Genomic DNA, 22644 nt, shown 5'->3' with positions numbered 1-22644 from the left:
GGCGGAAGAAGGGGCTGCCATCAGAGCGACAACGCGACCCGTTCACCCTCGATGACGGCCGAGTGCGCGCGCCGCGGGGCGAGGACGTCGCCGATGCGATGCACGTCGAACCCCGCGGTAGTCAACGGGGCCCAGAGGTCGGCGTCGGGTTCTTGATGGACGGAAACCACCACCCAATCGACGGTGAATCTGCTGACCCGACCGGTCGGGTGATGCAGCAGCGCAACGGCGACCTGCGATTGCTCGCCAGGGCCACTGCCGGTCGGCACCACCTCGGTCAACTGGGTGATGCCCTTACGGTGCGCCCGCTCGTTCCAGCCCTCGAGGTCCAGGGTGATCCCGAGGTCCTGACCGACGATCATTCCCGGTGTACAGATCGTGACCTCGCACCCGCCGTCCGCAAGGAACTCCGCCACCGACGTTCCCTGGTGGAACCCCAGGTCGTCGACCACCAGCACCGTCCCCTGCGGCCCGGCCCGTCCTTCGAGGACGTCGCGCACATCCACTATCCGATCGGATCGGCCGGCCCAGTGGGGGCGCACCGGACGAGCTCCCGTTGCCAGCACCACCACGTCCGGGGAGCACCCGGCCACGCCCTCTACCGTCGCCGATGTGCCGGTGCGCAGATCCACACCGAGACGGCGGCACTCCATCTTCAAATTCGTGACCAGGCTGAGCAATTCACGGCGGCCGGGGACCACTGCGGCAGTACGGACCTGTCCCCCGAGTTCCCGCGCCCGCTCGTACAGCGTCACGGTGTGACCACGCAGCGCGGCCGTCGCGGCTGCCTGTAATCCTGCCGGACCGCCCCCGACGACAACAACGCGGCGCCCGCGGACCCGCGGTTCGGGCAGGGCCACGGATTCCTTGCCCGCACGCGGGTTGACGACGCAACCGAGCCACCGGCCGAGGCCCATCCGGCCGACGCATTCCTGATTGCACGACAGGCACGTCCGGATGCCGGCCGTGTCCCCCGCCAGCGCCTTTGCGGCGAAGTCGGGATCAGCGACCTGTCCGCGCACCACACCGATCAGGTCGCAATGACCTTCTGCCAAAGCCCGGTCGGCCTGAGCTGGATCCGTGAACCGTCCGACTCCGACCACGGGAAGACCCACCCGTTGCCGGAGGGCGTTCGGAATGAACAGTGCATAGCCGCGGGGCACCGCCATCGACGCTTCGATCATGTGCAGGGTTTCGGTGGCCATCCCGATCGAGGTGTTGATGTAGTCGACCTGCCCACAGGCATCGACGAAGGCCGCCACCTCCACGGCCTCGTCCAGCTCGACGCCTCCGTCGAACCGATCGTCACCGGCGAGCCGCACCCCGAGTGCATGGTCCGGTCCGATCGCCTCGCGGACCGCGGCCACGACCTCGAGGAGGAACCGTGCGCGGTTCCGGAGCGAACCCCCGTAGCGGTCGGTGCGCTGGTTGGTCGCCGGCGCCAGGAAGCTACGGACGAGCGAAGAATGGGAGCACTGCAGTTCGATGCCGTCGAAGCCGCCGCGGATGCACTGCTCGGCGACGAGTGCGTACCCGTCGATCAGCGTCCGGATCTCCCCGCTGTCCACCTCCTTCGGTACTTCACGGAACAACGGGTCGGGTACAGCACTCGGCGCCCACAGCGGCCGGCGTGAATACAGGCTCGACCCCTGACCACCGTTGTGGTTGAGCTGAGCCAGAATCGGTACGCCGTACTCGTGCACGGCGTCGGTGATCCGCCGATATCCGGGTACCACCTCGGGGCGGTAACCCGCGATCACCTTCTCGTACGGCCAGTCACCCGGATGGGTGGCATGTTCCTCGGAGATGATCAGCCCGGCTCCACCCCTCGCGCGCGCCGCGTAATAGGCGGCGTGTTGCTCGGTGGGGAGTCCGTCGACGGCGTATCCCGTGAGGTGCGCCGAGAAGACCACCCGATTGCGCACGGTGAGCGGTCCGAGGCGCAACGGGGTGAAGAGGTGACGGTAGGCGGTGTTCACACCTTGGTGTTGCCCATGTCGAGAGCGACCTGACTTCCGGTGACCGTGCGGGAACCGTCACCGGCCAGCCACAGCACCGCATCGGTGATGTCGTCGGTCCCGGCCAGCGGATGCTCGGTGAGGATCGTTCCGAAGCTCGACAGATAATGGGGGTGCTTCTCGAGTATCACCAGGCTGCCGGGGTCGGTGCCCATCGGGGTCTTGACACCGTACGGGTGAATCGAGTTGACCCGGATCTTGTACTCGCCGAGCTCTTTTGCCGCCGTCTGCGTCAGGCCGACCAGGCCGAACTTGGAAGCTGCATAATTGGCCTGACCCGGCAAGGGTTTGATACCGGCGACCGAGCTCACGACGATGATGGACCCACCCCGCCCGCCCTCGATCAAAGCCGGCACTGCCGCCTTCAATGTCTTCCACGCACCCGTGAGATTGACATCGATCAGCGTCTCCCACTGCTCGTCGGGCATCTCCCAGAATCGGCTCCAGTTACAGATGCCCGCATTCGCGATCACGATGTCGAGCCGCCCGAACTGTTCGACGCCCCGATCCACCACGGCCCGCAGCGCGGCGCTGTCCCGGACGTCGGCCTGTTCGGCGAGAATCTTGCCGCCTTCGGACTCCACCAGTCGCACCGTTTCGGCCAGGTCGTCGGGCGTCGCCGGTTCATAGGTGTTGTACGTCGATACCGGTCCGCAGATGTCGACGGCGATGATCGCCGCGCCCTCACGGGCCAGCCGCACAGCGTGCGTCCGCCCCTGCCCTCGGGCGGCCCCGGTGATGAACGCTACCTTGCCGTCGAACTGTCCCATGACATCGTCCTATCTCTCGTTGACGCGGGTAACCGAAGGGCATGTGCCTCGAGGCGGCCTTCGCGGATCGCTTCGAGAAGTGTTCGGGGAGCAACGCAGTCACCGACCCGAACCGCGCCGGAGCGCAGAGTGTTATCGGGTAACCGGGGGGAACAGTCGATCACGGCGGCACACGGCACCAGCGTTTCCGCACCGGTGTACCGGTTCCGGATCCGCGCACCCGAGTGTCCCGCCGACACGATCCGGCTCGACAGGTGACGGGCGACTCCCGCCCGTTGCAGACGCCCGTTGGCGTCGAACAGGTCGCCGCTCGGGCCCAGACGCGATCCGGCCACCGGGTCGGGAGTCACCACACCGACCTCGCGCCCCGACGCCGCGAGCCATTCGGCGAGGGCGACCGCGATCGGGCCTCCGATCGGATCGAAGACCAGGACCGGACCCTCGCGCAGGGCGGCGCCGCTCAACACGTCGACGGCGTCGACGCACTGGGTGGTCCCTTCGACGGGAAATGGCGCTGGGCGGGGCCGGCTACCGGTGGCCACCACCACGGTCACCCCATTCTTGTGAGCGGCATCGATGTCCGCGTCGGACACAGTGACACCGAGGCGGAAATCGACACCCAAGGACCTGCACTCGGCTTCGAGCCAGCCCGTCAGAGGCTGCAGGTGCGGTGCATCGGCGGCGGCTGTCCTTACCAGACCACCGAGGCGGTCTGCCGCCTCGGCGACCGTGACACGGTGACCGGACGTCGCGAGGACGCGCGCCGCTTCGAGTCCCGCCGGCCCCCCGCCCACCACGAGCGCCGTCTCCGCATCCGCGGATATACACGGATACGGTTGCGGTTCCGGTGGGTCGACGACCTCGTGCCCGGCGGTCGGATTGCCGACACAGGTGACGAGAGGATTGCGGGGGTCACGCACCCGGCAGGTCTGATTGCACAGTATGCAGGGGCGCGGCGCGGAACCGCTCCGGATCTTGGCGACCAGATCGGGGTCCGCGATCTGCGCTCGCGTCATCTCGATCACGTCCGCGACACCGTCATCGAGCGCTCGCCGAGCGAGTACGGGGTCGATCACACTGCCCTGCAGAGCGACCGGAACGCCGCCGGCCACCGCCCGCCGAACAGACAAGCACGTCTCCGTGTTGAATCCGGCCGGAGTGTGAAAATCGGGACGGTAGGCCGTTACCGACAGTGCGCCGCCGCGGACCACGACCAAGAGATCGAGCGCACCGGCCAGGGTTTTCGCCTGCTCTGCGGCGACGGAGGGTGTGATGCCACCCCACGACGTCCGTTCGTCGCACGAAAGACGCAGCGACAGTACTCGACCCGGGCCCAGTTCCTCCCGGACAGCGGTAATCACCTCGCGGGTGAGCCTGAGACGGTCGGCCCCGTACTCGTCGCCGCGTACATTGGTGAGCGCCGAATGGAATTGACGCAGCAGCCCCCTCGGCCCGGCGTCGAGTTCGACCCCGTCCATGTCCGCCTCGACCACACGGGCCGCGGCGGCGCGGAAACCCTCGACGAGTTCCTCGATTTCGGGCCGCTCCATCGGCATCGGCATCTCCCGCGACACCACGTCGGGCACGCGGGACGGTCCCCACAGCACGGACTGTGAATAGGCGCTCGAGCCCTGGAGTCCGGTGTGACCCAGCCCGGCCAGCACCAGAGTGCCGTGTGGGCGGCACGCCGACACGACGTCACGCCAGCCGTCAACGCAGTCGGCAGCGAGTGGCGCGCGCTCATAGGGCCAGTCGGAGGCGTGCACCGACGCGACCTCGGTGACGACGATTCCCGCACCACCTCTCGCCCGCCGCTCGTAGTACGCAACGTGACGCGGGGAAATAGACCGTCGCACACCGAGATTCGTGACGTGCGGACCGAAGAGCACCCTGGAGGAGGCATGACGCCCCGCCAGGGTGATCCGGTCGGTCAGCTGCGCAGCCATCTACGCGTGTCGAGTCAGGATTCGGCGCCCAGGACGCGTTGGAATCCGGGCGGGATCACGACGTCGGATGCGCTGAGGTCGTGAATGGACGAGTGCCCCAGTCCGAGGAGCGCCGAATCGATGCCGCCGCGCAGGACGTCGAGAACGTTTTCGACACCGGCCTGACCGTTCGCCGAAAGGCCCCACAGGTACGCGCGGCCGATCATGACGGCCTTGGCGCCGAGAGCGAGCGCCTTGACGACGTCGCTGCCGCGGCGGACGCCGCCGTCCAGCAGGATCTCGACCTGATCGCCGACCGCATCGGCGATAGCGGGCAGCGCCCGAATCGGCGCAGGTGTGCCGTCGAGGTTGTTACCACCGTGATTGGACACCGAGATGGCCGTGACACCGGCGTCGACGGCACGCTTGGCGTCGTCGATGCGCATGACACCCTTCAGCATGAACGGTCCACCCCACTGCTCACGGAGCCACGCAATGTCGTCCCAGGTGGGCAGCGGTGTCTGCATCCATTCGCCGTACGCACCGAAGAACGTGGGCGGTTCCTGACCGGGTGCCGCGAGGTTCGGTGTGGTGAGATCCGGGATCTTCCGGGTCTTCGCGAACTCGTAAAGCCACTTCGGACGCGTGATGCCTTCCGGTGCGAACTGGATCATCGCCTTGAGATCCATCTTCTCCGGGATGGCCGGGCTGCCCCAGTCGCGCCCGTAGGAGAAGGACCAGTCGGTGGTGATGATCAGCCCGGTGGCGCCGGCCGCACGAGCCCGCTCCATCCGCTGAATCAGCACGTCCCGGGTACCGACCCAGTACATCTGGAAGAAGGTCTGGGGATTCGCCGCGGTGACCTCTTCGACCGACTTGCTCGCGAACGAACTCAAGCCGATCGCCGTCCCCCTGGCCGCCGCAGCACGTGCAACCGCGACCTCGCCGTCGGGGTGCACCGCCTGCACACCGGTCGGGGAAATCACGACGGGAAGCGAAATGTTCTGCCCCATCACGGTGGTAGACAGCTCGCGCTTGTCCGAGAGACCGACGGCGTGCGGGGCGAACCCCAGCTCACCGAACGCCGTGACATTGTCGTCGACCGTCAGCCCGCGCTCGGAACCGGCGATCAGAGCCGCATACACGGACTTCGGCAAACGCTTCTTCGCGCGACGCTGGGCCTCGGCCACAGTCTCGAAGAACGGATTCTTACCCATGTCGAAAAAACCTCTCATACCGACAGACGGTTTACGTCTGTTCCATTCCCGCAAGCGGGTTCTCGTCACAAATCTTGGCGGGCGGACGCACCATCAACGTCAGCGGAACCGGTGCCCGAGGAGTCCGACGCTGGCCGGTGCGGGAGTGGTCGACGCTGGATTTCGGAATGTCGCCGCGCTCACCTGCGAGCGCCGCCTCGCCGTATCCCTGAACACATTCGGGGTCGGGTCCGTCCATCGGAAGCCCGGTGAAGAACTTCGCGGCCATACAGCCGCCGCGGCAAGAGTCGTAGTGGGCGCACTTGCTGCACGCTCCCCCGGTTTGCGGAGACCGCAGTTCCTGGAACAGGTCGGAGTGCTGCCACACATGCTGAAAGCCGCCGTCCGCCAGGATGTTTCCGGCGAGGAACTGCTCGTGAATGGCGAAGGGGCAGGCGTAGACGTCACCGATCGGGTCGATCAGGCAGACTACCCGGCCGGCGCCGCAGAGATTCAGGCCCGGCAACGCGTCACCGTAAGCGGAAAGATGGAAGAAGGAGTCGCCCGTGAGCACACCGTCACCATTGGCGACCAGCCAGTTGTACAACTCACGCTGCTGCGCCTGGGTGGGGTGCAGCTCGTCCCACACGTCCGCTCCTCGGCCGGACGGGCGCAATCGGGTGATGCGCAGGGTGGCGCCGTACTTGTCCGCCAGGGCCTTGAAGTCGTCGAGCTGGGACACGTTGTGCCGGGTGACCACCACGGAGATCTTGGCGTCCTTGAAACCGGCCTCGGACAGATTCTCCAGCGCCCGCACCGCCATCGCGAACGATCCCGGACCACGAACGGCATCATTGACCTCGGCCGTCGCGCCGTCCAAGGAGATCTGCACGTCGACGTAGTCGCTCGCCGCGAGCCGGGCGGCAACCTTCTTGTCGATCTTCACCCCGTTCGTGGAGAACTTGACTCCCACCTGGTGCGCGGTGGCGTAATCGACGAGTTCCCAGAAGTCGGAGCGCACGGTGGGCTCGCCGCCACCGATGTTGACGTAGAACACCTGCATACGCTGCAGTTCGTCGATGATCGCCTTGCACTGCTCGGTGCTCAGCTCCCGTGGATCACGCCGCCCCGACGAGGACAGGCAGTGCACACACGACAAGTTGCACGCGTAGGTCAGTTCCCACGTGAGGCAGATCGGGGCGTCGAGTCCCAGTTCGAACTGGTCGACGAGTCGGCCGACCGGGGCGGAGGGCCTTTCGAGCATGGAGGTCATGGGCTGGATCCTCTGATACGGGGCGAAGAGAGCTGGTCAGGCGGGGACGATCATGTGCGACTCGGCCAAAGTGCCGAGGGCTCGCGCATACTGCGGAGCGGTGTCGTCCCCGATGCCCTGCGCCCGCAATGCGGACCGGGCGTCGGAGTGGTCGGGAAGGGCCTCCACCACCGCGACGATTGTGCGGTTCTTCAGGAACGACAGCTTGCGTGTCCCGAAGTGGTAGAGCAGCGCCCCGAACGGCTCGGGACGCAGCGCCACCTGCGGATGAAGCTTCCAGCCCACATCGAGATCGATACCGGCTGTACCGGTCGCTGCGGGTGCTTCGGGCATGTCAGTACACGCCGCACATGCCGTCGATCGACACCTCTTCGACGAGAGATTCCTCGACGAGGTCGTTCTCCAGCACGTTGTTGTCACGATCGGACATGATTTCCTCCTACTGTTCGGTGATACGTAGGCGAGTCACTGGGATGCTTCCCGTCATAGGAGGACCCTTCTGTGACTCGCCTCACCACTGTAATGGCATCGAGTGCAGAATGACAGACCGGGAGGGACGAAACATGAAAAGTCGTCGAAAACCAGCCAGTCGGATAGGGCGACGCCCGTCCACGACGCAGGACCGGATCAGTACCGTGGGGATCGAGCTGTTCACCCGGCAAGGGTTCGACGCCACCAGCGTCGACGAGGTCGCCGAGGCATCCGGCATCGCCCGGCGCACCCTGTTTCGCTACTTCCCGTCCAAGAATGCGATCCCGTGGGGCGATTTCGATGCCCACCTCGCCGAGATGCGCGCTCAACTCGCCGCACAGCCGGACGACATTCCGATCGCGGATGGCCTCACGGCCGCCCTCCTCGAGTTCAACGCCTTCCCTGCAAGCGAGGAAGTCAATCACCGCAAGCGGATGGGCCTCATTCTGCGGGTACCTGCGCTGCAGGCATATTCGGTGGTGATGTACGAAGGATGGCGCAACGTCATCGCCGAGTACGTGGCCGGCCGGCTCGGAGTCTCACCCACCGACCACATTCCGCGCACTGTCGGTTATCTCCTACTCGGGGTTGCGATGTCGGCATACGAGCAGTGGCTCGATGACGATTCGCTCGAACTGAACGAACTACTCGCCAGCGGAATGCAATCGCTTTACGATGGGCTGAGTTCCCTCGGCGAGCCCGACACACGAACCTGATCTCCTCCCGCCATCACCACTAGGCAAGGTTGCCTCGAATGTCCTCCACTCTCGACACCTCCGCTTTCGACTCTCTCGCTCCGTGCGAATCCGGACTCTGGTCACACGGCCACGTCACGGTAGAGCGCGTCGCCGCCGGACCGCTCACGCTCGCCCGCGACGGCGACCACTTGTGGGTGCGGCATGCCCTGACACCGGAGGATCTGAGCGAGCGGCTCGTGGCCTCGGTCACTGCGTCGATCGAGGACGCCGACTTCGGCCAGGACGAATTCGAGTCGACCATGGTCGGGCTTGTTCGCTCCACCGTCGACGGTGCGCTCGAGGCCTGGACCGTCTACTACCGCAACTCTCTGGACGAATTGCTGGACGGCACCGCCGACTTCGCACCGATCCACGAGAAGGCGGAGGAACTCGTCCGCGGTTCCGTCCTGGACCTCGGGTCGTGCTTCGGATTCTTGCCCCTGCGACTCGCCCGCGCGGGTCGCTCCGTCACGGCGACCGACATTCTGCCGGGCACCATGACCCTCCTCGACGCCGTGGCACCAGAGCTCGGACTGGACCTGGACACCCTCGTCTGCGACGCCGCGCACGTACCGGTTCCCGACGACAGCTTCGACACCGTCACCGCCATCCACCTCCTCGAACACGTCGACGACAGCATCGGTACCGCGGTGATATCCGAGGCACTCCGCGTTGCCCGCGACCGGGTTGTCGTCGCTGTCCCCTATGAGGACGAGGCAACCGCGTGCCACGGACATATCCGCACCTTCGACACCCCGTCGCTCACGAAGCTCGGCGACGCGACAGGACGCCCGTTCGCGGTGTTCGAACACCACGGCGGCTGGCTCGTCATCGACTGCTGACCCCCTCACGATGCGCGCAGGTGCGCGGCCGCCGGTAGCGGTGGGGCCGCAGAGCGATAGTGGTGTCCGGTCGGGGTGCCGAGGTCGATGAGGTGGGTGCGGCCGGGATCGCGTAGTGGGCGGGCGTTCCATCCTGGTGCCTCCTTCGCGTAGTTGCAGGCCTCGCACAGCCCGGACCCGTTGTCCGCGCTGGTCGCACCCGCGTTGCCGTACGAGCGGATGTGGTCGTGATGGCGGATCGGGGCATCGCACCACGGTGTGCGACAGGTGCGGTCGCGGAGATCGATCAGCGTCTTCAGGCTCTTCGGGAACGTGCGCGACTGGGATTCCATCGCCGTCAACGCCCCCGACTGTGGGCACGAATACACCCGCCGCAATGTCGTCTCGGCAACTCCATCGATGGCGTCAGCCACCATGTGTCGTGCTATCCCCGCCGGCACCGGCCCGAACCCCTGCAGGTGGGCTGCCTCGTGGCCGCCGGCCAGCAGCGACTCGTCCGACAGCACCAGGTTCACCGACACCGGCACACCGGACGCCAGTGACGCTCCGGTGCCGCGCGCGAACAACAGATCCACCATCACCTGATTGCGGGTGCGGCCACCACTGTTGCCGGTGGCGATGAGACTGTCGGCGTCCCGGCTCAGCGTGGCCTGCAGGCAGACAGCCTGTTCCACAGGCATCAACACGCTGAGATACGCCATCGAGTCCGGCGCCGGACGGGTGGTGACCCGTCGCTCCGAGATTGCCTTGCGGTGCCTTCGGACGACCGCCGCGGCATCGAGTTCGACCGCCAGGGCTTTCGCTCGTGCAACCAGACCCCGGTCGCCGACTCCGTCGAGAATGCCTGAATCCGCGCACAATCGGCGGTCGACAATCGCCCGATCGTGCGCCGACAGGCAGGCTGTCTCGCGCACGAGCAGGGTGGCGCGCCATTCGTTCAACCGCCCCGATCGCAACAAGTCCAGGGTGTGTGGCATTTCATGCACCAACGCCCGCGCGAACCCCAGATGCCGGCCACCTCGGTTCGGAGATTCCCTGCGCGCCAATGCAATCTGCGACGCAATCCCCCGGTCCCACTCGGACCGCGGCAGTTGTCGAGCTTCACGGTCGTGTCGGATACTCGTGGCGACGTCGTCGGTGATCACCGCCTGCACTGCGCAGCCCACCGACTTCAACGTCTCGATCGCATCGAGTAGATCGATGCCCAACCCCGCATCGCCGTCGGCAGAAGCCAGACGAAGCCGTGCGGTGAACGCACGCACCTCGTCCAGATCCGGTACCGCTAATCCCCCCATAACCAACCTCCCCCAAGGTCGTTCGAAACTTTGTTCGAGTCTAGCAACTGCGGGCCCCCAGAGCAATAGCCAGCGCGAATCACATTGTCCCGCAGAGTTACAACAGTCGCCGGACCACTACTCAGGGGCCGCGACGTGATCCTGACACGTCAGCACGAGTGGCGCGCTGTCGGTGACGGCGATGGTGTGTTCGCTGTGTGCGGTACGGGACCCGTCGGCCGAGCGGATGGTCCACCCGTCGTCGTCGTAGATGATTTTGTCGGTACCGGCAGCGAGCCATGGTTCGAGCGCAAGCGTCAATCCAGGCTTCAGCTTCAGACCACGTCCGGCGGTTCCCATGTTGGACACGTGGGGGTCTTCGTGCATGGTGCGCCCGAGTCCGTGGCCACCGAATTCGGTGTTGACCGGGTACCCGTAGTCGGCGGCCACGGCGCCGATCGCAGCAGAGATGTCGCCCAGGCGGTTGCCGGGCAGCGCAGCGGCAATCCCCGCTGCCAGTGCACGCTCGGTCGCCTCGATGAGACGCTCGTCCTCCGGCCGCGGAACCCCCACGATCACACTCCGCGCCGAATCGGCGACCCACCCGTCAATCGATACCGCGATATCCATGCTCAGCAGGTCTGCGTCACGGAGGACGTAGTCATGCGGAAGTCCGTGCAGCACTGCATCGTTGACCGACAGGCAGATGACATTACGGAACGGCCCTCGCCCGAACGACGGCGCGTAATCCCAGTAGCACGACTGGGCACCGCGTTCGGTAATCAGCTGGCGGGCGCGGTGTTCGAGTTCGAGCAGGTTTACCCCCGGCTCGGCCCGGGAGGCGAGGTCGTCGAGCAGCTCGGCGATGAATACACCGGTGACCTGCATCGCTTCGATCTCCCGAGGGGTCTTCAATTCCAGCACAGATTTTCCTCTCCATCCGACCCGATAGCCGGTATTAAAATACCACCATAGTCGATCGTCCGGTATTTTCATACCGCCGTCGAGTAGACTGATGGCATGGTGCGTCTCCCGCTGACTCCGGCCCAACTCGCGGCAGGTCAGCGCCTGGGGGCGTATCTACGCCGTGCCCGGGGCGATCGCACTCTCGCCGAAGTGGCTCAGGAAGCGGCGATTTCACCGGAGACTCTGCGCAAGATCGAAACCGGCCGGATGCCCACTCCGGCATTTACGACAATTGCAGCTCTGGCCCGAGTCCTCGCCGTACCCCTCGACGACCTCGCGCAGGCTACGAACTGGTGATATCGCGTCGCCGGAACAGCACCACCCCGACGGCGATCACGACGACGGCGATCGTCGCGAGCAGCACGAGCGGAGCCGCCGTCACCTCCGCCGCAGGAACGGCGGGGACGTGTGTGAACGGCGACAGGTCGCGCACCGCCTGAGGCAGACCGAGCAGTGGTCCGAGGAATCCGAAGATCAGGCAGGCAGCGAGCACGCCCCAGGAGATCCCGGTCGACCAGGCCGGGGCACCACCGAACGACGCGACCACCACGGCCGCGACCACTGCGATCGCAGGCACGAAGTCCAGAGCAGCACCGGTCAGATGCACTACCTTTCCCGGTACGTCGTCGGTCACGAGACCGTACGCGAGCCCAGTTGCCGCCCCGGTCAGTGCCTGCAAGACAACGATTCCCGACACGACCAGTCCGACATGCGCGAGCATCCACCGCGGACGCGAGAGCGCTGTCGCGAGAACCGGTTCGAGTCGTCCCGCCGATTCCTCACCCCGCATTCGGAGTAATGCCTGTACGGCGTAGCCCGCAACCGCGATCGCCATCATGCCGAAGATGGCGGCAAAGTAGGCATCGACCATGTCGGTGGTACCGCCACCGAGCTGCTCCATCATGTCGGCCACCTGCTCGCCCTCGCCGAGAAAGTCGTCGATCTGGTCCGCGATTGCGCCGTACACCACGGCGAGGACGGTGATGCCGAATGCCCACCAGAACAGGATCGTCCGTTGTATCCGCCACGCCGATCCGAGCGGCGTCGGCAACAACCCGGACGCGCGGGCGGGGCCGGGGCGGGTCGGTACGAGGCCCGAGCCGATGTCCCGGCGTTCGGTAAGGGCGAAGCCGACCGAGCCGACCGTGAGTGCGAACAGGACGGGCAACGCCAGCACCCACCAGGCATTGTCGTCGTAAGGACGGACCTGTTCGGCCCAGCCGACCGGCGACAGCCAGGTCGGCCAGCTACTCACCACCCGGGTGCCGTTTTCCGTCACCGTCCCCGTCATGTCGCCCACTGCACGCAACAGGAACGCCACACCCAGGGCGGCGCCGGCCAGTCCGTTGGCGGTGCGGGCACTGTCCGTCACCTGCGCGGTGACCGCGGCGACGGCGGCGAACGCGATGCCAGCCCCCGCGACAGCCACGCCCAGAGCCACAGAACCTGCGAACGGAAGACCCTCCGCAACCAGAACGACAACGTTGATCAGTCCGAGAACCAGATTGGCGCCGACCGCGACAACCAGTGCGGCCGTGAGCAAGGCTCTGCGCCCGACGACGGCGGCCTCGACGAGTTCGGCGCGGCCCGTCTCCTCGTTCTGCCGCGTATGCCGCACGACGAGCAGGGTGGTCATCAGGCCGGCAGCGAGAGACAGCGGCATGACGATCTGGCTGGCGAGCACGGCGCCGACGCTGTACCCGGACACCAGACCGTTGGTGGCCAGCGCGACCGGTGAGGCCGCAGTGGCCACCGCGAAGCTGCGCAGGTCACCCTCCGTGGGATACAGGCCGAGCACACTCGACGCCGAGAACGCCTGCAGCGCTGCGAGGGCGAGTAACCACACCGGCAGCTGGATACGGTCACGGCGTAGCGCGAGCCGCACCAGCCGGGCGGTCCCCGCGTACTGCCCGCGCCCCACCTTCTCCGGCGCCGTCACGGCGCTCATCGTGTCCGCGCCCCGGATTCGGCGCGCCGGTGGTTCTCGCCCTCGCGGGCCAGTTCGTCCCCGTAGTGCCGTAGGAACAACTCCTCCAACGTCGGTGGCGTCGACGTCAGCGACGAGATGCCGAACGACAGTAGGTGGCGCAGCACCCCGTCGATCGCGCTGGTGTCCACCTCACATCGAGAGTGCAGGCCGTCGACCCGCACGTCGTAGACCCCCTCGATGCTCTCGAGTCCGGTCACCGGCCGCTGCGTCTCGGCCGTGATCGACGTACGCGTGAGATGACGCAGTTCCGCCAATGTGCCGGTCTCGACGGTTCGGCCCTCGCGGATGATGCTCACCCGATCGCACAGCGCCTCGACCTCCGCGAGAATGTGACTCGACAGCAGGATCGTCCGCCCCGAGTCGGACATCTCCTCGACGCAGTCCTGGAACACCGACTCCATCAGCGGATCCAGCCCGGACGTGGGTTCGTCGAGAACGTACAGTTCGACGTCGGACGCAAACGCGGCCACGAGCGCGACCTTCTGCCGGTTGCCCTTGGAGTACGTGCGCGCCTTCTTCGTCGGATCGAGTTCGAACCGCTCGAGCAGTTCTGCACGCCGGGTCTCGTCGAGACCGCCGCGCAACCCCGCGAGGAGATCGATCGCTTCACCCCCGGTGAGATTGGGCCACAGATTCACATCACCCGGAACGTAGGCGAGCCTGCGGTGCAACGACACCGAATCACGCCACGGATCCCCGTCGAGCAGACGCGTGGTACCGGAGTCGGCCCGGAGCAGTCCGAGCAGGACCCTGATGGTGGTCGACTTGCCGGAGCCGTTCGGCCCCAGGAAACCGTGCACCTCACCGGCGCGCACCTCGAGATCCAGGCCGTCCAGGGCGCGGGTGGCGCCGAACGTCTTCACGAGTTTCTCCACCGAAATCGCAGCAGCCATGGTAGGGACGGTACGCCGATCGACTACCGGTCACGGCTGTTTCAGATCAGTCCGAGCTTGCCCGCCTCGTACACTGCCTCCGCGCGCCTACCCACGTCGAGCTTGCGCATGATGTTGCTGACGTGGAACTTCACGGTGGTGGCCGAGATGAAGAGCCGTTCACCGATTTTCGCGTTCGACAACCCGGTGGCCAGCAGTTGCAGGACCTCGAGTTCGCGCTCCGTGAGTCCTTCCCGCGGGGTCGTCTGCCCGTTCAGCGACCGGATCACCGCGGAAGCACTCCGCGAGTCGAATGCGCTTTCTCCACGCGAGACCGCGCGGATGGCGCGCACCAGTTCGGTCGTGTCCACATCCTTCACCACGTATCCCCGGGCGCCGGCTTGCACGGCACGGACCACCAGCTGCTCGTCGAGGAACGTCGTGAGCACCAGAAGTCCCAGTCCTTTGTTCGCGGACGACAACTGCGCACACAGCACGAGCCCCTCGTAATCGGATGCCGCCGACAGCTTGAGATCCATCAACACGACGTCGGGTTTCACCTGTCCGACGACGTCGAGTGCCTCCCCGCTCGTGGACGCTTCCCCGACCACCTCGAGATCCGGTTCACGCTCGAGTACCGAGCGCAGCCCCTGCCGAAGAATCGCGTGATCGTCGACGAGGACGAGCCGGACCATCGACGTTGCTCGTGCAGACCTCGCCTCGTCCTGCATCGGAGTTCGCATCGTCATCGCTCCACCTCGTTGTCGTTGTCTCCCCCGGAAGGTCTGTCGCCGAGAGGAATTCGTGCAGCCACTCGCACTCCGCCGAGTCGCGCCCTGGCCACTTCGAAGGTTCCACCGAATTCCGCAGCCCGGGCCTGCATGTTCGCCAGACCACGATGGTGTCCGTCCAGGTCGTTGTTTGCCGCCATCCGCAACATGAGCCGCATCTGCTTCGGATCCCCGTCCCCGTCGTCGGCGACGGACAGGAGTACAGAATCCGCCGAATAGGTCAGGCGCAGAACGGCGCGCGTCGCGTTGGCGTGGACAGCAGCGTTGAACAAGGCCTCGCCGGCAATGCGCAGCAGCGCGTGCTCGCGGTCACACGACAGCTCCGCCGGTGTTCCGCCGACCCGGACGCTGACCTCGAGGTCGTCGGGCATGTGCACCACACCGAGCTGCTCGAGCATCCCGGGCAGCGACGTGCGGTCCGAACTCTTGGAGTGATTGAGCGCGTAGATGGCCGAGCGTAATTGCTCGACCGCGCGACGAGTGAGATCCTTGGCCAGGTCGAGTCTTTCGCGACGTTCGTCGTCGGACACTCCGCTCCGGCACACCTCGATCTGCATTCCGGCCGAGAGTACCGCCTGCGTGACACTGTCGTGGAGCTCACGGGCGATGCGGTGGCGTTCCTCGTCGAGTACCTGATGCCGGTGCGCGGCCCCGAGCTGACGTTGGGTGGACTCGAGTTCGGCGTTGCGGACCGCGAGATCCGACGCGGTCCGTCGCGCCTCCGCATATGCATGCTCGGCGTGTTCGAGGAGCCGCTGACCGCGTTGGTAGAGCGCCGAATTCTGCAGGGCTACCGCGGTTTGGCTCGCCAGAATACTCAGTACCGCACCATCGGTGGTGTCGAGTGTGCGTTGCGGCGCCGTCCACGCAGCAAAGGCGCCCACCACTCCGCCCTCGAGCACGATCGGCACGAACGCATGGTGCGCGTCGATGACGGGCGCCCTGCCGGTGCGGGCGGACCTGATGTCGCCGAGACACGTGACCACCTCGTCCGGCAGCGGGGGTCCCTCGACGTTGTCGACGAGAAACGGGGTGGCGTCCGGTCCGAGAACCAGCCGGCGGGGACCGGCATCGGGCAGCATGCCGTCCGCCAGGGCGAATGCCACCCAGCGCGCGTCGAGGTGGGCGCGCGCCGCCTCTGCCACCGCGCAGATCAACGTCTCGGGCCCCTCGACCGTTCGCACCAGCGCCCGGGAGATGAGCTCGAGCGCATGGACGACGCGCTCGAGACGTTCGGCGGCGCCGCGGTACTGCGGGTAGAACGTCGGTTTGCCCGACCGGAGTCCGGTGAGTGTCGAGAGGTCTGGGGCGTTCATCGGGCTCACATCGCAGTCCGGAAGAGTGCCACCATCTGCTGGTGTGTGGCCGTCCGCGGATTGGTGGACATGCAGGCGTCCCGCAGGGCGAACTCCGCAAGCCGCGGAAGGTCGGTGTCACGCACACCCAACTGCCCCAGACCTCGCGGCACACCGACCTCGCGAGCCAAACGCTCCACTCGGTCCGCGACCGCGAAGGCCGCTTCCTCGGGGGTTCCGCGATGTTCCTCCAGTCCGAGAGCCGCCGCGATCGCCACGAACGGGGCAGCGTCGCTGGCCGCATTGAACCGAATCACGTGTGGAAGCAGGACACCGTTGATCACGCCGTGCGGCAGGTCGAGCAGTCCACCGACCTGATGGCTCATGGCATGCGCCGCACCGAGAATGGCGTTGGTGAAGGCCAGGCCCGCTTCGAGGCTCGCCTGGGCCATGACGGCCCTCGGCTCCATCTCCAGCGGGTCTTCGATCGTGTGGACCAGGGTGTCGGTGACCAGCCCGATCGCGCGAAGCGCGTGATGGTCCGTGAGCGGGTTGTGCGCCAGCGAGACGAACGCCTCGATTCCGTGTGTGAGCGCGTCGAGCCCGGTAGCCGCATTGAGCCACTCCGGCATGGTCGTCAGCAGGCGGGGATCGATCACGGTGACGTCGGGAACCAGCGCGCGGCCGATGATCGTGATCTTGGTACCGCGGGCCGTGTCCGTCACGATGCAGAATTGCGACACGTCGGCACCGGTGCCGGACGTGGACGGGACCATGACCAGCGGAGGGATCGGACTGGTCGCCTGATCCACCCCCTCGTAGTCGAGAATGTTGCCCCCGTTCGCGGCGAGCACCGCGATTCCTTTGGTGGCATCGATCACCGAACCGCCTCCGAGTGCGATCAAGACATCGCATCCACCTTCCTGGTAGGCCTCGTGACCGGCCGCGACCTCGTGATCCTTCGGATTGGGCGTCAACGCACTCCACACAACGGGCGTCAGTCCCTGTTCCCGGAGCTGGTCCTGCAGTTCGGCCGCCCAGCCGGCGTCGATCAACCCGGGGTCGGTGACGAGCATCGGCCGCGAGCCGCCCAGTCGGAGGACGGCGTGCGCGGCCTCCACCATCGACCCGACACCGAAGACTATTTCCGGTGCATGGAATTTGACCAGCCGGTCGGTAACGGTGGTGCGGGTGACCGGATACGACACAGACAAGACGACACTCCTCCCACGCCCCCGTGATGTGATCCAGGTTACAAGCGCTGAACCTCGACTCTACGGGTAGGGACGGACGCGCACACTGACCGAAGGGCAGGTCCGGCACCTACCCGATCGGGTAGGTAGGCAGCAGCGGTGATCAGGTCCGACCCTGCTCCACGACCCAGGCCGCGATCTGAGTCCGAGAGGCGAAGCCGAGCTTGGCGAGAAGGTGTTCGACGTGCCCCTGCGCGGTCCGAGGTGATATCACGAGCCGGGCAGCGATCTGCTTGTTGGTCAAGCCCTCGGCCACCAGGTCGGCAACCTCTCGCTCTCGTTTCGTCAGGTCGGCGCCGGCGCGCGAAGGGGAAGGACGCGTGGGAGACTGCTCGCCGAGCGCGAACGCCACAGCGTCGTCGACGGCCAGCGTTCTGCCCTCGTCCCACGCCGACTCGTAATCCCTTCTGCCGAGGGCACTGCGCGCACGCTGTTCGCATTCCTCGTGATAGACGAGCAGATCGGGGAACAGCACCGTCGAGCTTCTCGTAGATTTCGCCAGCGACTCCGCCGCTCCCATCAGAATCGCGGCGCGTCGTGGATCGCCGTCGCCCGCGACCCACGCCAACGTTTCCAGGCAGGTTGCCACGGTGACCGCGCTATCGACCCGCCAGGCCAATGCCAGCCCGTCCTCGACATACCGGGACGCCCGCCGGACATCGCCTTGAAGCCACAGGACTACGCCCATCGACCACATCGTGTGCGAACGGTACATCGACTCGCCGGTCGATTCCGTGATCTCGAGGACCCGCTCGTAGTGTTCGATCGCCCGAGCGGAGTCACCGAGCAGTGCCCTCACGCTGCCGAGCGAGTCCAGGACCTCGATGTGCAGGGCCGGCTGGCCACAGTCCCCGGACACCTCGAGGGCGGATTCCAAACACTCGAGCGCGCCGGGCAGATCTCCCGTGAACATCTTCAGCACACCCTCGGCATGAGAGATGTGCGCGCGGATCACGACGTTGTCGGTCTGTGCCGCGAGCGCCTTTCCTTCCGCAACCAGCGACGCCCCGGCAGCCACGTCGCCCTGGGCCTCGGCAAGAACACTGTTTCCGTACAGCGCAGCGACCCGTTCCTCGCTGACCTCGACCGGCGACGTCTCCAGGAACCGATCGAGCCAGTGGCGGCCCTCGCTGAACATGCCTCGGGAGAGCCAGAACAGAAACAAGGCGGTCGCAAATCTCAACCCCGACACCGAATGCGGCTCGGTCAGACAGAACTTCATCGCCTCCCGCAAGTTCGGCTGCTCGCGGGCGACGCGGCGCATCCACGCCACCTGCTCGCGGCTGATCCACTTCGCCTTCGCATCTTCGACCAACTGCAAGTACCAGTCCCGGTGCCGCCGCCTCATGCGGTCGGCTTCGCCGGCTTCCGTCAACTTCTCGCTGCCGTAGTCGCGCAGCGTCTCGAGCATGCGGAACCGGACCACCGAGGCCGACTCCTCGCGGATGAGGATCGACTTGTCCACCAGCGAGGTGACCGAATCGAGCAGGTCCTCGGCATGGGCAGTACCTGCGCACACGCCTTCGGCCGCGTCGAGTTCGAAGCTGCCGGCGAACACCGACAGCTGCGCCCACAACTGCTGTTCCTGCTGGGTGCAGAGCTCATAACTCCAATCGATCGACAGACGCAGAGTCTGCTGCCGCGTGGGCGCGCCCCTGCTGCCGAGGGTCAGCAGAGCGTAACGGTCCGTCAGGCGACGCAGGATCTGCTCGGCCGACATGGCTCGCAGCCGCGCCGCTGCCAGTTCGATCGGGAGTGGCAAGCCGTCCAGTCGCTGACATATCAGCGCCACCGTGTCCGTGTTCTCCTCGGTGACCTCGAAGCCCGGCACCGCGGCGGCGGCGCGGTCGGCGAACAACGTGACTGCGTCGTACCGGGGCATCGCCTGAATGGACGGGGGACGGGCCCGGTCGGGGACGGTCAGCGGGGGAACCCGAAGCACGACTTCTCCGCCGATCCCGAGGGGTTCCCTGCTCGTGGCCAGGACCCGCACATCCGGACAGCTACGAAGCAAGGTCTCGGACAATTTCGCGACCGCGCCGACCACCTGTTCACAGTTGTCGAATACGAGCAGGATCCGGCGCGCGGCCAGGAAGTCGACGAGGGTGTCCTTGCCCAGGCTCGCCGGCCCGTCCCGCAGGCCCAGTGCCGCCGCGACGACGTCGACCAGAAGAGATTCGTCGTGCAATTCACCGAGTTCCACCAACCACGCACCGTCGGCGAATCCACGTCGGACGTCGGCGGCGACACGGAGCGCGAGACGGGTCTTCCCGACACCGCCGATGCCCGTCAGGGTGACCAGGCGCGCATCGGACAGTTTCGCCTTCGCCTCCGTCAGCTCACGTCGCCGACCGATGAAGCTGGTCAGCTCGAGTGGCAGGTTACCGTCGGCGCCGATCAGCGAATGCGCCGTGGGCTGCGCTGGGAGACGGGACCTCGCTTGCGATCGGCCGGGCGCATGCTGCGGGGCGGCCATATCGTCGACGGGGAGTCCGTTGTCTGCTTCCATCTGCCGCAGCGCGTCACCGAGTTCCGCCGCAGTCGCGGGTCGATCAGCGGGGTCGGCCGCCATCGCGCGCGCGACCACCGCGCTCACGTCCTCGGGAATGCCCTTCTCGCGCAGATCCGGTACGGGTTGCGAGGTGATCCGGAGGAACTGTGCGATGACCTGCTCCCCGCTTCGGCGTTCGAACGCCGCGTGACCGGTGACCGCACAGAACAGCGTGGCGCCTAGGCCATAGATGTCCGAGGCCGGGCTCGGCGGATCGCCCCGCAGAACTTCGGGTGCCGTGAACGCCGGCGATCCCGTCACCGTTCCGGTCGCCGTTTCGAATCCCCCGGAGATGTGCGCGATCCCGAAGTCGGTCAACGCGGGTTCGCCGTAGTCGGTGAGGAGGATGTTGGCGGGTTTGACGTCGCGATGGAGGATGCCGAGGCGGTGCCCCGTCTCCAGAGCCCCCGCGATCTTCACACCGAGCCGAAGGACCTCGCCCAGTGGAAGCGGACCGCTCTTCCGGATCCGGGCATCGAGCGAATCCTGTGAATGATAGGGCATCACGATGTAGGGACGACCGCTTCTGGTGACACCAACCTGGAGGACATTGACGATGTTGGGGTGCCCGGTCAGCCTGCCCATGGCCCGCTGCTCACGGAAGAACCGCGCCGTGTTCTCCTCGTCGAGTTCGGCGGTGAGGACCTTGACCGCCACTGTGCGGTCGAGTTCCGGCTGAACACACCGGTAGACGACCCCGAAGCCGCCGTGCCCGATCTCGTGCGCCTCCTCGAATCCGGCCGCTGTCAACTCCGCCGCGACGTTCGACGCCACATCGCGCTGGGTCTCGAGGGGATCTTCAGCCGTCGGCACCATGCACTCACCTCTCGATGACGTGCCCTCAGGATATCCCCGGCCGCGGTATCGGAAGCACACTCGGCGGGGGCCGTTCATCGCAACGCGTGACCCAGTTCGGCGGCGCGGGCCGACAGCTGGACCGCGTCCCGCGCGACTACCACTCGGTCGCAGACTTCGGCGTACTGAGGCATCGCGCACGACGCCTGATCCCAGTACCTCTCGGGCTCCGGCGTAATCCACGCGAGGCGGTGCACCTTTCTCCGCAGAGCGGCGAACTCGTCCAAGCCCGGTGGCAATCCGTTGCCCCTTCCGTCACCCACTACGAGCACCGAAGTGCGCGAGTGAACCTCGTCGCCGAACGCGGTGAGGACCTCGGAGAACACCCGGCCGTAGTCGCTGCTCGCCTCGAGATCGATGCGGGGATCGGCGAGCACGGCAGCGAGTGCGTCGTCGTCTCCGCCCGCGAGGAGTGTGTCCGTGACATCGACGGGCCTGTCCACGAATGCCAGGACTCGGCATCGGCTCGCGCGGCGGTGCATCGCCTGCGCCAACCTCAGGGTGAAGGCCGTGACCGGTCGAACGGACAGCGAGACGTCGGCGAGAACGAGCACACGTACCCGGTCCGGACGCGGCGCCTTCACCATCAAGCGGAAGGGCACGCCCTCGGTCCGCAGGCTCGCGCGGACCGTGCGCCGCATGTCCAGCCGTCCCGCGGTCAGCTCCCTCGGACGGGGACGCGCGGGGCCACGCATCCGCCGAAGGATCTCGTGGCATGCCTGATTGACCTCGGCGCGTGAGACTGCCGAACCTTGGCCGTCCGCCATCGGGACATCCGGAGCGGCCTGCCCGGCGGCGTCCCGTGCGTCGGCCAGCGCTCCGACGAACGCCTCGACTGCTTCTGCCAGACGATTCAACTGGGCAGCAGTCAGCGGCTCGTCGACACCGGAGTCCGAGTACACAGCGCTGGGGTCGTAGGCGTCGAGCCACGCCAGAATCGACGCCGGATCGTCCCAGGACAGCGACCCCACGACGGCGCCGCTCGTCGACGTCGCCAGGTCACCGACGGCAGTACTCGCCGCCCGCGAGACGTCGACGGTGTAGGTGACGCCGCGTCGGCCCGAATCGGCCTCGGAGTCGACGGACAGTTCGGCATCGCTCGACGTCATGCTGACGTCGTCGTCATCCTTGTGGGGATTGAAACCCTTTTCTGCCTCCGGCGTGTCGAAGTGGTCGCCGACTTCCGCGGCGCGCTCGTTGTATTCGGCATAGCGGGCCGTGTCGACGTTGTCGGCAACCTCGAGGGCCGTGGGAAGCCCCTCCGCGAACTCGGTTCGGGACGGTGCGCGGAGTTCGGGGGCGGCCGTGGCGACAGCACCGAAGAACACGTCGAAGGCTCGGTCGAATCCTGATTGCTCGTAACGGTACTTGGCGCAGACCGCGCGCAGCGCGGCCCGCGTGGTGTCCGGCTGCCGTGCGCCGACGAGCCCCAGCACGCGCCGGACATCGATCACCTCCGCCGCAGACGCCGCCACTCCGTACCGGCGCAGCAGTGCGCCGAACGACGCCGCCAGCACATCGAGGAGCTGCGACTCGGGCATCGGCGCGCCTCGGACCGCGGACAT

Annotated in this window: 19 protein-coding genes; 3 read left to right on the top strand and 16 right to left on the bottom strand. The window is 66.6% G+C overall.

All coding sequences use genetic code 11. The annotated features are described in order from the left end of the window. Positions 1–20: 20 nt before the first annotated feature. From HYG77_RS26775 to mftA, 7 genes are read right to left on the bottom strand one after another with little or no spacing between them, the layout of a single operon-like run. Positions 21–1979, bottom strand: coding sequence for a mycofactocin system FadH/OYE family oxidoreductase 2 (locus HYG77_RS26775; RefSeq protein ID WP_208961162.1), 1959 nt, complete (start codon positions 1977–1979; stop codon positions 21–23). After that, positions 1976–2788, bottom strand: a complete 813-nt coding sequence (locus HYG77_RS26770; protein ID WP_109331691.1) for a mycofactocin-coupled SDR family oxidoreductase — start codon at positions 2786–2788, stop codon at positions 1976–1978. The genes HYG77_RS26775 and HYG77_RS26770 overlap by 4 nt, the downstream gene beginning before the upstream one ends. Continuing rightward, positions 2764–4734, bottom strand: coding sequence for a mycofactocin system FadH/OYE family oxidoreductase 1 (locus tag HYG77_RS26765; protein ID WP_208961161.1), 1971 nt, complete (start codon positions 4732–4734; stop codon positions 2764–2766). The genes HYG77_RS26770 and HYG77_RS26765 overlap by 25 nt, the downstream gene beginning before the upstream one ends. Before the next feature lie 14 nt (positions 4735–4748). Further along, positions 4749–5930 carry a pre-mycofactocin synthase MftD gene (gene mftD / locus HYG77_RS26760; protein ID WP_109335232.1) on the bottom strand — a complete coding sequence of 394 codons (1182 nt, stop codon included), beginning with the start codon at positions 5928–5930 and terminating at the stop codon, positions 4749–4751. Between the two features lie 31 nt (positions 5931–5961). Further along, positions 5962–7182: a mycofactocin radical SAM maturase gene (gene mftC, locus HYG77_RS26755; RefSeq protein WP_109331693.1), complete on the bottom strand. Its 1221-nt coding sequence runs from the start codon at positions 7180–7182 to the stop codon at positions 5962–5964. A gap of 36 nt (positions 7183–7218) precedes the next feature. Beyond that, positions 7219–7515: a mycofactocin biosynthesis chaperone MftB gene (gene mftB, locus HYG77_RS26750; protein ID WP_109331694.1), complete on the bottom strand. Its 297-nt coding sequence runs from the start codon at positions 7513–7515 to the stop codon at positions 7219–7221. A gap of 1 nt (position 7516) precedes the next feature. Further along, positions 7517–7612, bottom strand: coding sequence for a mycofactocin precursor MftA (gene mftA, locus HYG77_RS26745; RefSeq protein ID WP_005573048.1), 96 nt, complete (start codon positions 7610–7612; stop codon positions 7517–7519). Positions 7613–7745: 133 nt separating this feature from the next. Between mftA and mftR the strand changes: the two genes are divergently transcribed. Together mftR and mftM are read left to right on the top strand one after the other, a co-directional pair. Next, positions 7746–8369, top strand: a complete 624-nt coding sequence (gene mftR / locus HYG77_RS26740) for a mycofactocin system transcriptional regulator (RefSeq protein WP_109331699.1) — start codon at positions 7746–7748, stop codon at positions 8367–8369. A 38-nt stretch (positions 8370–8407) separates the two neighbouring features. Then, positions 8408–9232 carry a mycofactocin oligosaccharide methyltransferase MftM gene (mftM, locus tag HYG77_RS26735; protein ID WP_208961160.1) on the top strand — a complete coding sequence of 275 codons (825 nt, stop codon included), beginning with the start codon at positions 8408–8410 and terminating at the stop codon, positions 9230–9232. 5 nt (positions 9233–9237) lie between these two features. On the opposite strand, the gene HYG77_RS26730 is transcribed toward mftM, so the two are convergent. Together HYG77_RS26730 and map are read right to left on the bottom strand one after the other, a co-directional pair. After that, positions 9238–10527, bottom strand: coding sequence for a DUF222 domain-containing protein (locus tag HYG77_RS26730; protein ID WP_208961159.1), 1290 nt, complete (start codon positions 10525–10527; stop codon positions 9238–9240). A gap of 117 nt (positions 10528–10644) precedes the next feature. Further along, positions 10645–11430: a type I methionyl aminopeptidase gene (map, locus tag HYG77_RS26725; protein ID WP_208961158.1), complete on the bottom strand. Its 786-nt coding sequence runs from the start codon at positions 11428–11430 to the stop codon at positions 10645–10647. A 96-nt stretch (positions 11431–11526) separates the two neighbouring features. Between map and HYG77_RS26720 the strand changes: the two genes are divergently transcribed. Continuing rightward, positions 11527–11769 carry a helix-turn-helix transcriptional regulator gene (locus HYG77_RS26720; protein ID WP_208961157.1) on the top strand — a complete coding sequence of 81 codons (243 nt, stop codon included), beginning with the start codon at positions 11527–11529 and terminating at the stop codon, positions 11767–11769. Here HYG77_RS26720 and HYG77_RS26715 read toward each other — a convergent pair. The 7 genes from HYG77_RS26715 to HYG77_RS26685 all read right to left on the bottom strand — a co-directional run bounded on the left by HYG77_RS26715 (position 11756) and on the right by HYG77_RS26685 (position 22644). Next, a complete protein-coding gene (locus tag HYG77_RS26715; protein WP_208961156.1) occupies positions 11756–13420 on the bottom strand; it encodes an anibiotic ABC transporter in 1665 nt (554 codons plus the stop codon). The genes HYG77_RS26720 and HYG77_RS26715 overlap by 14 nt on opposite strands. Then, positions 13417–14355, bottom strand: a complete 939-nt coding sequence (locus HYG77_RS26710; RefSeq protein ID WP_109331707.1) for an ABC transporter ATP-binding protein — start codon at positions 14353–14355, stop codon at positions 13417–13419. Before HYG77_RS26710 ends, HYG77_RS26715 begins: the two co-directional genes overlap by 4 nt. A 41-nt stretch (positions 14356–14396) precedes the next feature. After that, positions 14397–15083, bottom strand: a complete 687-nt coding sequence (locus HYG77_RS26705; RefSeq protein ID WP_109331708.1) for a response regulator transcription factor — start codon at positions 15081–15083, stop codon at positions 14397–14399. Then, positions 15080–16441 carry a GAF domain-containing sensor histidine kinase gene (locus HYG77_RS26700; protein WP_280123284.1) on the bottom strand — a complete coding sequence of 454 codons (1362 nt, stop codon included), beginning with the start codon at positions 16439–16441 and terminating at the stop codon, positions 15080–15082. The genes HYG77_RS26705 and HYG77_RS26700 overlap by 4 nt, the downstream gene beginning before the upstream one ends. 5 nt (positions 16442–16446) lie before the next feature. After that, positions 16447–17634: an iron-containing alcohol dehydrogenase gene (locus HYG77_RS26695; RefSeq protein ID WP_208961155.1), complete on the bottom strand. Its 1188-nt coding sequence runs from the start codon at positions 17632–17634 to the stop codon at positions 16447–16449. A gap of 142 nt (positions 17635–17776) precedes the next feature. Next, entirely contained in the window at positions 17777–21040 is a 3264-nt protein-coding gene (locus HYG77_RS26690) for a protein kinase (RefSeq protein WP_208961154.1), read from the bottom strand. A 74-nt stretch (positions 21041–21114) separates the two neighbouring features. Then, a complete protein-coding gene (locus HYG77_RS26685) occupies positions 21115–22644 on the bottom strand; it encodes a VWA domain-containing protein (protein WP_208961153.1) in 1530 nt (509 codons plus the stop codon).

Source organism: Rhodococcus sp. ZPP (assembly GCF_017656075.1).
Taxonomy (GTDB): domain Bacteria; phylum Actinomycetota; class Actinomycetes; order Mycobacteriales; family Mycobacteriaceae; genus Rhodococcus_F; species Rhodococcus_F oxybenzonivorans.
Note: the sequence above shows the minus strand (reverse complement) of the source record. Positions and strands in the feature narration are given on the sequence as shown.

Bases quoted from the DNA above. Each gene is read 5' to 3' on its own strand.
- mftA (WP_005573048.1), bottom strand. From the start codon at position 7,612: ATGTCCGATCGTGACAACAACGTGCTGGAGAACGACCTCGTCGAGGAA.
- HYG77_RS26715 (WP_208961156.1), bottom strand. From the start codon at position 13,420: ATGAGCGCCGTGACGGCGCCGGAGAAGGTGGGGCGCGGGCAGTACGCG.
- mftD (WP_109335232.1), bottom strand. From the start codon at position 5,930: ATGGGTAAGAATCCGTTCTTCGAGACTGTGGCCGAGGCCCAGCGTCGC.
- HYG77_RS26770 (WP_109331691.1), bottom strand. From the start codon at position 2,788: ATGGGACAGTTCGACGGCAAGGTAGCGTTCATCACCGGGGCCGCCCGA.
- mftM (WP_208961160.1), top strand. From the start codon at position 8,408: ATGTCCTCCACTCTCGACACCTCCGCTTTCGACTCTCTCGCTCCGTGC.
- mftC (WP_109331693.1), bottom strand. From the start codon at position 7,182: ATGACCTCCATGCTCGAAAGGCCCTCCGCCCCGGTCGGCCGACTCGTC.
- HYG77_RS26765 (WP_208961161.1), bottom strand. From the start codon at position 4,734: ATGGCTGCGCAGCTGACCGACCGGATCACCCTGGCGGGGCGTCATGCC.
- mftR (WP_109331699.1), top strand. From the start codon at position 7,746: ATGAAAAGTCGTCGAAAACCAGCCAGTCGGATAGGGCGACGCCCGTCC.
- HYG77_RS26710 (WP_109331707.1), bottom strand. From the start codon at position 14,355: ATGGCTGCTGCGATTTCGGTGGAGAAACTCGTGAAGACGTTCGGCGCC.
- HYG77_RS26730 (WP_208961159.1), bottom strand. From the start codon at position 10,527: ATGGGGGGATTAGCGGTACCGGATCTGGACGAGGTGCGTGCGTTCACC.
- HYG77_RS26720 (WP_208961157.1), top strand. From the start codon at position 11,527: ATGGTGCGTCTCCCGCTGACTCCGGCCCAACTCGCGGCAGGTCAGCGC.
- mftB (WP_109331694.1), bottom strand. From the start codon at position 7,515: ATGCCCGAAGCACCCGCAGCGACCGGTACAGCCGGTATCGATCTCGAT.
- HYG77_RS26705 (WP_109331708.1), bottom strand. From the start codon at position 15,083: ATGACGATGCGAACTCCGATGCAGGACGAGGCGAGGTCTGCACGAGCA.
- HYG77_RS26685 (WP_208961153.1), bottom strand. From the start codon at position 22,644: ATGTCCGCGGTCCGAGGCGCGCCGATGCCCGAGTCGCAGCTCCTCGAT.
- HYG77_RS26690 (WP_208961154.1), bottom strand. From the start codon at position 21,040: ATGGTGCCGACGGCTGAAGATCCCCTCGAGACCCAGCGCGATGTGGCG.
- HYG77_RS26700 (WP_280123284.1), bottom strand. From the start codon at position 16,441: ATGAACGCCCCAGACCTCTCGACACTCACCGGACTCCGGTCGGGCAAA.